At 45.0% G+C, this 15,087-nt stretch carries 11 protein-coding genes; all 11 read left to right on the forward strand.

The genetic code is table 11. The annotated features are described in order from the left end of the window. Positions 1-35: 35 nt before the first annotated feature. The 11 genes from parE (at position 36) to ABXS78_RS08515 (ending at position 15,001) form a co-directional block, all read left to right on the forward strand. Positions 36-1,988 carry a DNA topoisomerase IV subunit B gene (gene parE, locus ABXS78_RS08465; protein ID WP_366249902.1) on the forward strand — a complete coding sequence of 651 codons (1,953 nt, stop codon included), beginning with the start codon at positions 36-38 and terminating at the stop codon, positions 1,986-1,988. Between the two features lie 12 nt (positions 1,989-2,000). Beyond that, the gene (gene parC, locus ABXS78_RS08470; RefSeq protein WP_366249682.1) at positions 2,001-4,442 is read left to right on the forward strand and encodes a DNA topoisomerase IV subunit A; all 2,442 of its coding nucleotides are present in this window, start codon (positions 2,001-2,003) and stop codon (positions 4,440-4,442) included. Positions 4,443-4,600: 158 nt separating this feature from the next. Continuing rightward, complete coding sequence (locus ABXS78_RS08475; protein WP_366249683.1) at positions 4,601-5,065, forward strand: flavin reductase family protein; 465 nt, start codon at positions 4,601-4,603, stop codon at positions 5,063-5,065. A gap of 18 nt (positions 5,066-5,083) precedes the next feature. Further along, entirely contained in the window at positions 5,084-5,779 is a 696-nt protein-coding gene (locus ABXS78_RS08480) for a response regulator transcription factor (protein ID WP_366249684.1), read from the forward strand. Then, positions 5,776-7,113, forward strand: coding sequence for an ATP-binding protein (locus ABXS78_RS08485; RefSeq protein ID WP_366249685.1), 1,338 nt, complete (start codon positions 5,776-5,778; stop codon positions 7,111-7,113). The genes ABXS78_RS08480 and ABXS78_RS08485 overlap by 4 nt, the downstream gene beginning before the upstream one ends. An 88-nt stretch (positions 7,114-7,201) precedes the next feature. Continuing rightward, on the forward strand, positions 7,202-7,837 hold the full coding sequence (locus ABXS78_RS08490; RefSeq protein WP_366249686.1) for a PepSY domain-containing protein: 636 nt from the start codon (positions 7,202-7,204) through the stop codon (positions 7,835-7,837). 390 nt (positions 7,838-8,227) lie between these two features. Next, entirely contained in the window at positions 8,228-8,395 is a 168-nt protein-coding gene (locus ABXS78_RS08495) for a hypothetical protein (RefSeq protein ID WP_366249687.1), read from the forward strand. Between the two features lie 2 nt (positions 8,396-8,397). After that, positions 8,398-8,619, forward strand: coding sequence for a hypothetical protein (locus ABXS78_RS08500; protein WP_366249688.1), 222 nt, complete (start codon positions 8,398-8,400; stop codon positions 8,617-8,619). 121 nt (positions 8,620-8,740) lie between these two features. Then, a complete protein-coding gene (locus ABXS78_RS08505; protein ID WP_366249689.1) occupies positions 8,741-9,787 on the forward strand; it encodes a C45 family peptidase in 1,047 nt (348 codons plus the stop codon). 89 nt (positions 9,788-9,876) lie between these two features. Beyond that, a complete protein-coding gene (locus ABXS78_RS08510) occupies positions 9,877-13,440 on the forward strand; it encodes a dynamin family protein (RefSeq protein WP_366249690.1) in 3,564 nt (1,187 codons plus the stop codon). A 58-nt stretch (positions 13,441-13,498) separates the two neighbouring features. After that, complete coding sequence (locus tag ABXS78_RS08515; RefSeq protein WP_366249691.1) at positions 13,499-15,001, forward strand: FAD-dependent oxidoreductase; 1,503 nt, start codon at positions 13,499-13,501, stop codon at positions 14,999-15,001. Positions 15,002-15,087 lie beyond the last annotated feature (86 nt).

Raw genomic sequence — 15,087 nt, forward strand, 5'->3', positions numbered from 1 at the left:
CAGTTTTTTGTTCGAAGAAGGGAGCCGATGTGGCATTGGCAAAACAAGCATCGCATTACTCAGATGACTCTATTCAAGTGCTTGAAGGACTTGAAGCGGTCAGAAAGCGTCCCGGCATGTATATCGGTAGTACTGACAGTCGGGGATTACATCATTTAGTTTATGAAATTGTCGATAATAGTGTGGATGAGGCACTTGCAGGGCATGGTGACAAGATTAATGTGACCATTCATGAAGACAACAGTATTTCTGTTGAAGACTTTGGCCGCGGGATGCCTACCGGCATGCATGCTACAGGAAGACCTACTCCTGAGGTCATATTCACAGTACTTCATGCCGGAGGGAAATTCGGTCAGGGCGGATATTCGACAAGCGGAGGATTGCACGGTGTTGGTGCATCTGTCGTTAACGCTCTTTCCGAGTGGCTCGAAGTAACGATCCACCGGGATGGCAATATCTACTCTCAACGGTTTGAGCATGGAGGAAAACCTGCCACTTCGCTCGTGAAACAAGGTAAAACAAAGAAAACAGGAACCAGCATCCATTTCAAGCCGGATCCGTCCATGTTTTCTACAACTAGCTACAACTTTGACACGCTTGCTGAACGTTTGCGAGAAGCGGCTTTCTTGCTTAAGGGAGTGGCGTTCCATATTGAGGATAAGCGCAGCGATAAGGAAGAAACATATTTGTATCCTGATGGACTGCAGTCCTTCGTTGATTATTTGAACGAGGAGAAAGACACGCTTCATCCTGTGCTTGCTTTCGAAGGCGAGCAGCAGGATATCGAAATCTTCTTCGCATTCCAATTCAATGATGGGTATACCGAGACAATGCTCAGCTTTGTCAATAACGTCCGGACAAAGGACGGCGGTACCCATGAGGCCGGAGCAAAATCCGGTATGACTCGTGTATTCAATGAATACGCACGCCGGAATAATCTTTTAAAAGAAAAAGATAAGAACTTGGAAGGAACTGATATCCGGGAAGGTTTGACAGCTATTGTCAGTGTCCGGATACCAGAAGCACTGCTTCAATTCGAGGGACAGACGAAAAGTAAGCTCGGTACATCCGAGGCTCGCTCTGCTGTTGATGCTCTTGTATCAGAGAAGCTTTCTTACTTCCTTTCCGAAAATCCCGACATTGCCGGTATGCTGGTGAAAAAAGCGATACGTGCAAAGGAAGCGCGGGAAGCTGCTCGTAAGGCTCGCGAAGATGCCCGCAGCGGGAAGAAGAAGAAACGAAAAGATACGCTGTTAAGCGGAAAGCTGACACCAGCTCAATCGCGTAATCCGCAGAAAAATGAACTGTATCTGGTAGAGGGAGACTCTGCCGGCGGTTCTGCCAAGCAGGGACGAGACCGTAAGTTCCAAGCTGTCCTGCCTCTGCGAGGTAAAGTCATAAACACAGAAAAAGCCAAGCTGCAGGATGTTATGAAGAATGAAGAAATTTCAACGATCATTCACACAATTGGTGCTGGTGTCGGAGCTGAATTCGATTTAGAGGATGTGCAGTATGACAAAGTTGTCATCATGACCGATGCTGATACAGACGGTGCACATATCCAAATCCTGCTGCTTACTTTCTTCTACCGTTACATGAAGGAATTGATCGAAGCCGGCAAGGTATTCATTGCCCTTCCGCCTTTGTATAAGATTTCTAAAGGTAAAGGTAAAAAAGAAGTGATCCGCTATGCCTGGAGCGATGAAGAGATGCGTGAAATCGTCCAGGAATTGAAAAATGGCTATACGATCCAGCGTTACAAAGGTCTCGGCGAAATGAATGCCGACCAGCTTTGGGAAACAACGATGGATCCTGCCACTCGCACACTCATCCGAGTAACGATCGAGGACTTTGCTCGAGCTGAACGTCGTATCACGACGCTAATGGGCGATAAAGTTGAACCACGTCGTAAATGGATCGAGAGTAATGTCGCTTTCGGTATGGAAGAAGACGGGAATATCCTCGAAAACGACAAGTTGCACAACTAAGGGGGATTTCTTTTGGAAAACTATTTGGATCTGCCATTGGAGGAAGTCATCGGAGACCGATTCGGCAGATACAGTAAATATATCATTCAAGACCGCGCGCTGCCGGATGCCAGAGATGGACTGAAGCCGGTACAGCGCCGGATTTTATACGCAATGTTCGATGAGCGGAATACGCATGATAAACCATTTCGGAAGGCTGCCAAGACCGTCGGTGCGGTAATCGGTAACTTCCATCCACACGGAGACACTTCGGTTTATGAAGCAATGGTTCGACTCAGTCAAACTTGGAAAGTCCGTAATGTACTAATTGAGATGCATGGGAATAACGGTAGTGTAGATGGCGATCCGCCAGCTGCGATGCGTTATACAGAAACTAGGCTATCAAGCATCGCCTCTGAACTGCTGCGGGACATTGATAAAAATACCGTGGATTTTGTTCCGAACTTTGACGATACGAACGCGGAACCAACTGTTCTTCCGGCTAAATTTCCTAACCTGCTCGTCAATGGATCGACTGGGATCTCTGCTGGATATGCGACAGAAATACCGCCGCATCACCTTGGCGAGGTAATCGATGCTGTTATTATGCGCATGGATAAACCGAATGCAACGGTTGAAGAATTGATGACTGTCATGAAAGGTCCGGATTTCCCGACAGGCGGTATCATCCAAGGAGTAGACGGAATCAAGAAAGCGTACGAAACAGGTAAAGGCAAGATCATCGTGCGCGGAAGAACGAGCATTGAGGATCTCAAAGGCGGCAAACAGCAGATTGTCATCGATGAAATTCCTTATGAGGTGAATAAAGCGAATCTCGTCAAACGAATGGACGAACTGCGTCTGGACCGTAAAGTCGAGGGTGTCGCAGAGGTGCGTGACGAAACAGACCGTACCGGCATGCGAATTGTAGTCGAACTCAAAAAAGAAGCAGATGCCCAAGGTATCTTGCATTATCTATATAAAAATACCGATTTGCAGATTTCTTATAACTTCAATATGGTGGCAATCAAGGATAGAACGCCGCAGCTGTTAGGTTTAGCGAGTTTGCTTGATGCTTATATCGGCCACCAGAGAGAAGTTGTCACGCGACAATCTGCTTATACACTGCAAAAAGCGAAAGACCGGAAGCATATCGTTGAAGGATTGATAAAGGCTATTTCCATTCTTGACGAATTGATTGCTACCATTCGTGCATCCAAGGATAAAGCTGATGCAAAGCAGCAGATCGAGGAAGCTTACGGCTTTACAGAGGCACAAGCAGAAGCGATTGTGAACTTACAGTTATATCGCTTGACGAACACGGACATAACAGCTCTGCAGCGAGAAGCACAGGAGTTGGATGAACAGATCCAAAAGCTCGAAGATATTTTAAAGAACGAAAAGACATTGCTCAAAGTGATCAAACAGGATCTTCGGACAATCAAAAAAACCTATCTTACCGATCGACGCTCACAAATTGAGGATGAAATCGAAGAATTGAAGATTAATTTGGAGGTAATGGTTGCATCAGAGGACGTTCTGGTCACTGTTACACATGATGGCTATATCAAACGGACAAGCCTTCGCTCCTATCAGGCGTCCAACGGTGAGGATTTGGCGATCAAGGAAGAAGATCATCTGATCGGCATGCAGGAAATCAATACTACTGATAAACTGCTCGTCTTCACAAATAAAGGGAAGTTCAGTTTCATGCCGGTGCATGAGCTGCCGGATATCCGCTGGAAGGATCAAGGGCAGCATCTAGCTAATATCGTGAGCATGGATAAGGATGAAAAAGTGATTGCCAGCATTCCAGTGCGTGATTTCAAGCAAGGCGGCTATCTTGTTTTCTTCACAAAAAACGGTTCAGTCAAACGAAGTGAGCTCCAGCTTTATGAAGCGACACGAGCTAATAAATCGCTGACTGCCATCAATTTGAAAGCTGGTGACGAAGTTTGTCACGTGTCTCTGACTGATGGAAGCAAGCAGCTGTTCATGGCCACAAATTCAGGATATGGTTTATGGTTTACCGAAGAAGAAGTAAGCCCGATCGGAATACGTGCAGCAGGCGTGAAAGGCATGCAGCTGAAAGAAGGCGAGTATATTGTCGGTGCCCAGGCATTCGAACTGAAGCATTCGCCAAGTGTTGTTGTCATCACGCATAGAGGCTCGGCAAAACGGATGAAACTGAAGGAATTCGAACCATCCGGCCGAGCAAAACGCGGTGTTGTGATGCTCCGTGAGCTGAAAAAGAACCCGCATCGAATTGTAGGTTTTTATGTATTGGAGCAGAACGCCACAATTCATATGGAAACGAAGGATAAGCAGGATCACGTTCTTGAGCCAATGAATTTGAATGCAAATGACCGTTATAGCAATGGATCTTATGTTTTAGATGCTGACAAGCATGGAGAGGTTATCGCCACATATCCGGAAGCAGTATACGATATTGCGTTTCCGCAAGACAAAGCTTAAGTGAACGATAATAATATTATGTAAACTAGAGAGGCTGATAGCCTCTCTTTTTTCTTTTTTAACTGCACATGACAGTCTTTGTAAGGATAGAATAATTGACAGCCGACGCAATTTACATGGTATAGTTTTACGTATAGCAAAATGAACGGGGGAGCAGAATGGATAATCGAACGTTTAGAGATGCAATGGGGAAATTCGCAACTGGTATTACAATTGTTACGACTGAGGTTGCTGGGGAGATAAAAGGGATGACTGTGAACGCCTTTATGTCCGTATCACTGGAACCAAAGCTTATTGCCGTATCAATCGATAAAAAAGCGTCCTTATATGATATTTTGCAAACAAATCCTACATTTGGAGTTAGTGTCCTGAAAGAGGAACAAAAGGATGTCAGCATGGTATTTGCCAAGCAGAAAGAGCAGGAGAATCCTGTGCCGATCACAAAGCTGAAGGAGGTTCCAGTTGTTGATGGTGCTCTTGTCAATTTAGCGTGTAAAGTCGTGGATAAAGTGATCGCTGGTGATCATGTTATCCTGATCGGAGAAGTGGAAGACTTGGTGCTGCGTGATGGTGATCCTATTCTGTACTTTGGTGGCAGTTACCGAGAAATCAAAGCAACATAAGGAAAGGAAGCAGGGCCTATGGAGCAGACGACAATCCTTGTAGTGGAAGATGAAAAGAATATGGCAAGGCTGCTGCAGCTTGAGCTGGAGCATGAGGGCTTTGCTGTTGATGTAAAATACGACGGTTTGGATGCATTAGAAGCATTTTATGCCAATTCCTATCAATTCATCCTGCTTGATGTGATGCTGCCGTCATTGAGCGGGATGGAATTGCTTCGCCGCATCCGTAAGCAGGATGCGCAAGTTCCTGTCATGCTGCTGACAGCAAGGGATGCCGTGCCTGATAAGGTAAGCGGTTTTGATCTAGGTGCAACAGACTATATGACGAAGCCATTTGAAATCGAAGAATTATTGGCTCGGATACGCGCCCATCTTCGCCATACTGTGACAGCCGCAACAGTACAAGATCCGGTGCTGCAGGTTGGGGATTTAACGCTTGATGAAAAGACAAGAACCGTCATCCGCGGTAAAAATGAAGTTGAGCTGACACCGCGGGAATATGATTTATTATTGTTCCTCATGAAGCATGAAAAACAGGTGCTGACACGCGATCAGCTCCTTGAAAGAGTCTGGGGCTTCCAATATGCCGGTGACACAAATGTGGTCGATGTGTATATCCGGTATTTGCGGAAAAAAATTGATACAGGTGAGAAACGCAAGCTGATTAAGACAGTACGAGGTGTCGGATATACGATCAAGGATGAAGAGAAGTGAAGCTGCGGACAAGGATCCAATTATACATAATTGTTACACTGGTGATCCTGTTGCTGATTGTAAATATGTCCATCTACTTCCTGTTCCGGCAAGTCAGTTTGCATAATAGTGTTGATCGATTGCATGAACAAGGGCGTGCCTTGGCAGAGACTGCTGCCACTGTCGACTGGAAAGATACATCACGTACCAGTTTGTTTCAAGCAGATTTGCCAGCAGAAGGGATGGTACGTTTCATCGGTACCGATGGACAAAGTGAGGGTGTGATAACGAGAGCGGAAAAGTATCGTGAGCTTCCTTTTACGTACACATCACAGGAAAAGGATCAAACGTATTATCATAATGGCAGCTGGTATGCAGAGGTGTCGATTCCTGTTATCCGGGATAATGGCATTTATACTATGCAAGTTGCTGAGGAGTTGGTCAGTCTCCAGCAGACGCTGCAGGTGCTTAAATATTGTCTTACGATAGCTGGATTGATCATTTTGATTCCATCCATACTCGGAGGCAGGCTGCTGGGCAGCTTCTTGCTACGGCCAATCCTGGCTTTGACATCGACTATGCAGGCCATCCGCAAGAGCGGAAAATGGAAGCGTATGGAAACTGAAAACAGAAGCCATGATGAATTGCACGCTTTGAGTGAGACCTTTAATGAAATGGTTGACCAGCTCGAAGAAAACTTTACAAAGCAGCAGCAATTCGTATCTGATGCTTCACATGAATTGAAGACTCCGATCAGCATCATTAAAAGCTATAGTAAGCTGCTGGATCGCTGGGGTGCCGACGACCCTGCTGTCCAGCAGGAAGCAGTACAAGCAATTCATGGTGAGACAGAACGGATGCAGGCTTTAGTCGACCAGCTGCTTATCTTAGCAAAAGATGATCCAGAATTGCTCCAAAAAGAACCGGTCGAGCTTGGCAGTATAGCAGAAACCTGTGCGGCAGCTATGCAAACAGCTTATCAAAGAGAAATCATTGTCCGCTCAGAGACCGATGTAATGGTCTCGGCAGATAGCAATATGCTGAAGCAGGTTGTCTATATATTGTTAAGCAATAGCATCAAATACAGTGACGAGCATATCGAGATAGCTATCAAAGCGGATCACAAGGAAGCCATCCTGCGTGTCACCGACTACGGAGAAGGGCTCGATGAGAAAGATCAGCGGCGTATATTCGATCGATTCTACCGAGTGGATAAAGCACGCACCCGTGAAAAAGGTGGCAGCGGTCTTGGTTTGGCCATTGCTAAACAGCTCGTAGAACTGCATGACGGGAAGATCGAAGTAACTAGCGTCTTGGGTGAAGGCTCTACGTTCACAGTACGTCTGCCAGTGTAATCTCTCATCAAATTCTAATAAAGTACTCACCATTCTTTTAATGGGGAAGCTATATACTGGCTATAGATCATAGCTGGAGGCGATAGAAGTGAAGAAAAAGTGGATTATACCTGCTGCAGTTGTCGTGCTTTTAGTTGCAATCTTTGGTATATATCAAATGCAGGCATCAGCTGGAGAACCGGAGATGACAGTCGATCAAGCACGTCAGCAAGCGGAGAAACAATATAATGCAACCGTAACCGAAATCGAATTGGATCGCAGCGGAAGCGAGCCAAGGTATGATATCGATTTGGAAAATGGAGAAAAGCTCTATGATTTGACACTGAATGGCAATACTGGTGAAGTAATCAGTTTGAAAGAGAGCAGCATACAGAAAACTTTACCAAGTACGGACAATACAGATCAGAGTCAGGCAGCTGGTGATGATCAGCAACAGGGTGAAAACGATCAATCTACTGACGATCAGCAGCAATCAGATAAAGAGCCGACAGCTCCATCACAAAAGCAGGCATCACAGGCTGAAGTGAAAATCACTATGGACGAAGCAATAAAAATCGCGACAGACGAAGTAGGCGGCAGCGTGACTGATGCGGAGTTTGATGAAGAGGACGGACTGCCGGTTTATGAGCTTGATCTCAAAACAGCTGACGATGAAGCGGAAGTTGTCATCAATGCTCAGTCTGGAGAAATTGTAACCATCACATATGATAGTGAAGAAGATTGAAGCAGCGGACAGCTGCTTCTTTTTTGTGTGGATTGTCATAACTAAAATAAACTTCTGCCAATCATCGCTCCCAATCCGGTTTGCCAGAAGTACAAGGTGATCGACATGAAAATAAACCAGCATATTCTAAAGCTTCTAGAAGGTTTTATAAATTGAATTCTGTAAAAAATGCCCCAGATGATAAATGAAAGGATTATCGGAAACCAATCAGAAAATACCATTCCTCCTTCTCCTATGCCAAAAGCAAATAAAACTAAGGAATTAAATGCTAATAATAATACGAAAATGATGATGTCTAACGTTATTCACTTCAGCTATCATTTTATTTTACATAAAATGGATGAATGTTAGAATAAGTATAACGACTCACTAAGACAGGAAAACGTGACAATGAAGATAATTGGGTCATTTGTTGTAATATTTGGTATGGTTTCCGGCATGCTGTTTCGAGAAGAGAATCCTATTGTCTGGCTGCTAATCGGGGTATTGGGATTGGCGGGAGTATCGAGCTGGGGAAGGCCATTATCCAGTTACTCAAACCGTGATGGTAAAGACTGATTATGGGGGCCATTCGTTACACTGCTTCTGCCCTTCTGTTAGCTGGATGCGGAAACCAGGATACAACTTCACTTGAATGTCAGCAAAAAATGGATGGGTCACTAGATGGGCAATATATTTTTTCTGAAAATGAAGAAGAACGTTATAAAACAAACAGTCCTTCGATACCTGATACGCTCCAAGACGGCGATAAAATTACAGATACACATACACCAACATCCTAGAATCATATCCTCTCAGCTTAGCGTTTTTGTGCAATAAAAGGGCGATAAGCATATCATTTCCCTCGTTCCTGCATCGTATTGGATAATAGAAGGATACTATGCAGAAAAGAAGGGTCCGCCTATGAAACAGATACATTCCAATGTTTTCACTTACCGTGGATCACATTATGATTTCGGCGTCATGCAAGGAGAGCGCCTGAAAAATACACCGTTATACGCATACCAGCAAAAACAAAAAGAGCGGAACCGCCGCCGTTTTACGGTTGATCCGGCCGATGCTTTCCGCATGTTCCGCAGCTATCATCCTGGTATTTATGAAGAGCTTACCGGACTCAGTGATGCACTCGGCCTTTCCATCGAGGAAACACTGATGGATTACAGCGGCTTCCAGCAAGAGTGGAGGATCAACTCCGGCTGTTCGATCGTCACGGGTAATGACTTTCTTGCACGTAATTATGATTACCACCCGAAAACATATGAGGGTCGCTTCCTTTTATACCAGCCATCAGACAGAGAATATTTTGCCACAATCGGTCCATCGCAGCGGATTCTCGGACGTATTGATGGCATGAATGAAAAAGGGCTGACTATAGGCTATAACTTTGTGCATCAACGTTTTCCGGAGGAAGGTTTCATTTGCAATATGCTATCGCGTATCATTCTGGAGACGTGTACGACGACAGAAGAAGCAGCTAAAAAGCTGACGCAAATGCCGCATCGCCACTCCTTCAACTATGTGATAAATGATGCATCCGGAGTCCGTCGTGTGGTAGAAGGCAGCCCGCGCGGTACCGCAGTTAGAGAAGCGAGTTATAGTACGAACCATTTTGATGTGCTGACAAAAGAGAACCGTCATCATCTTGTGGACAGTAAACGACGATTTGATGCTATCCAGACGCATTACAAAGAAAATATTGATGCATCAGAGGGTTTTCGTCTCCTGAACGATCCCAAACATGACGTTTTCTCAGACCAGTATCGCAATTGGGGAGGTACAATCCATACCTCTGTCTACAAACCAAAGGAATTGAAGATGGGATTTGCTATCGGAAATCAGCAGCCAAACGAGGTTGATTTCGGCAACTGGCTCAAGGGTGAAGACTTGCCATTCAGTCAGTTTACAGGTGATTTGGACACGGATGTCCGCATTCCTTATATGGGAGAATGAGAAGAAAACCGCATTTACAATGGTAAGTGCGGTTTACCTGTTTTATAATAAAAAATATGAATGCGCATACATACGAGGAGGGATCATCTATGCGGCGAACAGCGGAAACAACTGAATTGTTCAGTTTGTCAGCACTATATCAATATTTCGAAGCAAAAAATGAACCACAATATAGCAAGAAAATGCTTGATTTGGTGGAGAAGGCCGAGAAAGGAACTGCCTTCATCTGTTTCACGGGGCATTTTTCGGCAGGAAAAAGCTCCCTTATTAATGCACTGCTTGGTGACAAAGTGCTTCCAGCGAGTCCGATACCAACGAGCGCCAATATTGTGACCATTCAGCAAGGAGAGCCGAAAGTCTTCGCTTATGGAGCGGATGATACGAAATATGAACTTCCTTCTCCGTACCGCAAAGAAACATTGGATACATATTGCAGAAATAAAGATATTCGCAGAATCGACATACAAGATGACCAAACAGTCCTCCCAGAAAGGGTAGCTTTGATGGATACACCCGGAATCGACGCGAGTGACGATGCAGACCGATTAATGACGGAGTCGGCACTGCATCTCGTAGACAGTATGTTTTATGTAACAGATTATAATCATGTGCAGTCAGAAGTGAACTTGCTGTTTTTACAGCAGCTATCCGAACAAAAACAGCCATTTTATTTGATCATCAATCAAATTGACAAGCATCGGGAAGAAGAACTGGCTTGGGCCGATTTCCAAACTGGGGTCACAAACGTATTTGAACAGTGGCACATTACACCTGAAGCAGTTTATTACACGACATTGAAAGAACTGGATCATGAACATAATCAGCTGAATACGGTGAAAGAAAAGATGGGAGAGCTGCTTGCAGATAGGGAGCTGCTGCATAATGCAGGACTAGAGCGAGGAAAGCAGCGTTTGATTGCTAATTATCTGCAGGAGATGAAACAGGGATTAGCAGAAAAGGAAGCAGCATTAATGGAAAGGCGTCACCAATTGGATAAAGATGCTGTGAATGCGGCAAGTAATTGGCGCGAGAAACAGAAAACAGCAGAAGAAGACGGGCGCGAGACTATCCACCAGACATTAAAGAACGCGAATTTGATGCCTTTTGAAGTACGCGAAGTGGCCGAAGTCTATTTGGAATCGACATTTCCGGACTTTAAAGTAGGTCTGTTTGGCAGTAAGCGGAAGACAGCAGAAGAACGGGAGCAGCGCCGGGCTAAGACAGAGGAGCTTATTCAGCAGCAAATCGAGAAACAGTTGACATGGCGGATTCGCGATAAGCTTAGCGACTGGGCTAGGAAGCATGATCTGTATACAGAGTCCGTACAAGTGCTGCTGCAGGATTTTGCGGTAGAGCTGCCAGCAGATTTGCTTGAGCAGCATGTTCAAACGGGAGCGAGTAAGAATGGTACCTATACATTGGTCTATACAGCTGCTGTCGAGGATCATATCAAGCTAACTTATAAAAAAGCTGCTCTGCAAGTGATGGAAGCAGCCATCCAGACGACTCAAAATGCCTACAAGCAGGCAGAAAAAATGGAAGAACAAGAAAATAGAAAAGCTGCTGAAAATGAACAAATAAATTATGAAATCAGTCAGCTGCAGCATTCCTACGAAAAACTGGCAAGTAAGATTCATCAGACTGATCGGAATATGGATTTAGAGGCTATTGAACAGGCGAAACAGGCAATGGCGAATAGATACCAGCTTAAGGAGAGAGTGGAGCTATTGGAGGCCGCCCCCAATGGACAATCTGTGAAGCTGGAGGCTGAACCGATTGTACAGCGCGATTCATCTACAAAGCTAACAGCAAAAGAGATGGCGCATCACTTGGAAGCTGCGGCATCTGCTCTCAGCGGCGTGGAAGGATTTCAATCAGCAATAGAAGATATCAAGAATAGAAAAGAAAAGTTAGTGCATCAAGATTACACGTTAGTGCTTTTTGGAGCTTTCAGTGCAGGTAAATCTTCATTCGCCAATGCATTGCTTGGTGAAAGTCTGCTGCCTGTGTCGCCGAATCCAACGACAGCATCAATCAATATGCTGAAGCAAGCGACAATTCAACATCCTCACCAGACTGTGCTCGTCAAATGGAAATCCCGCCAGCACATTGAGGCTGATATTGAAGTTCTGAGCGGAAAGAAGCTCGCTATGGGAGATTTCTTATCTGAAAACCCAGCGGATCTCGTACAGGATAAGAGGCATCAAGCATTTCTCCAAGCGGTCCAAACTGGCTATAGTCAGGTACACGATAAGCTTGGTACAGAAGGAACAATTCCCTTCAAAGAGTTCAGTGACCATGTGACGAAGGAGACGTTAAGCTGCTTCATTGAACAGATAACGGTTTATTTGGAAAATACGTTCCTTAAGCAAGGCGTTACTTTAATTGATACTCCCGGCGCTGACTCTGTTAATGCCCGCCATACGGATGTGACATTCCAATTCATGAAGCATGCCGATGCAATCCTTTTCGTGACTTACTATAATCACGCATTCTCAAAAGCTGATGAACAAGTACTTCAGCAGCTAGGTAAAGTAAAAGGGGCTTTGGAGAAAGACAATATGTTCTTCATCGTAAATGCAAGTGATTTGGCTAAAGATGAAGAGGAAGTCAGTTATGTCACCTCCTATGTGGCAGACAATCTGGCAAACTTCCAAATCAGACAGCCACGCCTTTTCGCTTTGAGCAGCTTACTTGGCTTGCAAGAGAAACGGACTTCCCAAAAACTCAATTCAGGGCTTGGCAAGCTGGAAGAAGAATTGAATGAGTTCATCCGCAATGAGCTGACAGAAGTCATTATTCAAGGTGCCAAGCGGGAATTGAAAAGGCAATATGGACAGCTGCAAGCATATGCCAACGCCATGGACTTAGATGAAGAAGCAAAATTAGCGAAAATCCGTCAATATAAGCATGAACAGGAAGAGGTCTTAGTCAAAGCACACCATTATACACAGCCTGTTTTTCAACAAGCCATTTCACAACGTATCGAGAAACAATTGCATTATGTAAAGGAAAGGCAGCTGCTTGAAGCAAATGATTTATTTAAACAGTGCTTTAATCCTTCTTTGATCAGAAGCAATGGAGCATCAGGGAAAGAGGAAGTGGCTCGGCAGATTCACGAATTTGCGGGCCAAATCAAAATGCAGCTGGAACAGGAATACCGTGCAGTCACCATCCGTGTCGACAGAACCGTTAGAGAACAGATGGAGCGGTGGAGGAGCGGATTGGAAAAGGACGTACAAACGGTGAACGAAACGTTGGCACTGGCAGTGTCTGCAGAGGAAAAACTGCTGGAAACAGCACCGCCTGAAACGCAGTTCCGCTTCGAACAAGGAGAATTAACACGTCTGCAAAAACTGTATCGCGGTCCAAAAGCCTTTTTCCAAGGGAACGAGAAAGAGAAGCTGAAAGAGGAACTTCTTAAGCTGATGGAGCCAATGTTAGTTGAAATCTTGCAAGTATATACATCAGCTATGGAAAGCCATTACAAGGAGATCTGGCAGTCGGAAGAAGAACGTCTTCAGCAGAAGGCAGCCAATCAGCTGGCTAGCTATTATACTGGTATGCTACGGGCTTTAACAGACACATCATCCCGTCAGAAGCTCCAGCAAGCGATACAGAATTTCGCTTCACTTCAGCCGGAAGAAGTTTGATCAAGGGCAATCCGGGATACTGTATAACCAAAAGGAATAATCCAGGAGGTTAGCAGTTATGGAGCAAACAAAAAAGCTATTTTCACAGAAGCCATCATCATACTGGCGTAATTCAACGGATTTGCCGACGTATCCAGCTCTGGAAAAAGACCTGGATACGGATGTATTAGTAATTGGTGAAGGTATCGCCGGGATAACGACAGCATATGAACTGACCAAGCGTGGCAGAAGTGTTGTCCTTATCGAAGGGCGAGAGCTGATTTCAGGTACTACCGGATATACGACAAGTAAGCTCACTGCACAGCATGACATCATTTACCACGGCTTGATCGAACGCTATGGCGAGGAAACTGCTAAACAGTATTTTCAAGCAAATCTGCAGGCAATCAATTATGTAAAAGATACAGCAGCTGAACACGGAATTGATTGTGAATTCATGGAGCAAGAAGCTTACATCTATACACAGCTGGATGAAGGCGTGGAAACAATCGAGAAAGAGGTCGAGGCTTACCGTAAGCTTCATATTGATGGGTATCTGACGGATTCAATGCCTCTGGATATCCCAATAAAAGCAGCCGCTGTCATGCGCCAGCAAGCCCAATTCCATCCAGTGAAATACTTAGTAGGCTTACTAAAGGAAATTGAGCTGCGGGGAGGCAGCATTTACGAACAGACATTAGCTGTCTCATTTGATACAGAGTCACGGCCTGTCGTCCATACGGAGAATGGTCACACTATTACAGCGAATCATGTTGTCAGTGCAACACATTTTCCAGTGCAAGTAGAGAATCAGTATTTCTCTTCTAATATGAACCCTAAGAATTCTTACGGAATCGCCATCAAGTCCAAGAAACCGTACCCTGACGGCATGTACATCAGCCTAGAATCGCCAAAACGTTCAATCCGCAGCTTGAAAAAAGGCGATGATCATTATGTGCTTGTCGGAGGAGAGTCCCACGTGACGGGTGATGGTTCTTCTGTGCTGGATCGATACGAAAGAATCTATCAATTTGCTGAAGAACAATTTGGAGTAGAAGAACTCTATCAGCATTGGTCCAGCCATGATCTGCTTACAACAGATCAGTTGCCATTCGTCGGTAAGGTAAGTGACGATGCGCCTGAGATATACACCGCAACAGGCTTCGGCAAATGGGGCTTATCCAACGGTGTAGCTGCAGCTACATTGCTGGCCGATCTGATTGAAGGTAAAGAGAATGAATATGCTGATCTATATAAAGTTGGTCGAGAGATGGAAGAAGCGGAAGCTGTCAGTATCGGTGAGGATGATGTAAATCGCATCAGCAATGAAACGGTTGTCAAACCAGATGATTTGCCTAATGGAAAAGGTGCCATCCTCGAGAAAGATGGTCAGACAATGGCTTATTATCGGGATGAACAAGGAGAGCTGCACGAAATGAGTGCATCCTGTACGCATAACGGCTGTCCTGTTTCCTGGAATAATGCGGATCATACATGGGATTGCTCCTGTCATGGATCACGATTTACAGCTGTTGGAGAAGTCGTTGAGGGGCCGGCGCTGAGGGCATTGGATAGAGAATAACTGGAGATAAGCTGCTGGGGTTCCCGGCGGCTTTTTCAATAGATAAGACATTTTCGTAGCAACGGCAAGTAATCGCATCTCTATTA

Source organism: Terribacillus aidingensis, from assembly GCF_040703035.1.
Classification (GTDB): domain Bacteria; phylum Bacillota; class Bacilli; order Bacillales; family Amphibacillaceae; genus Terribacillus.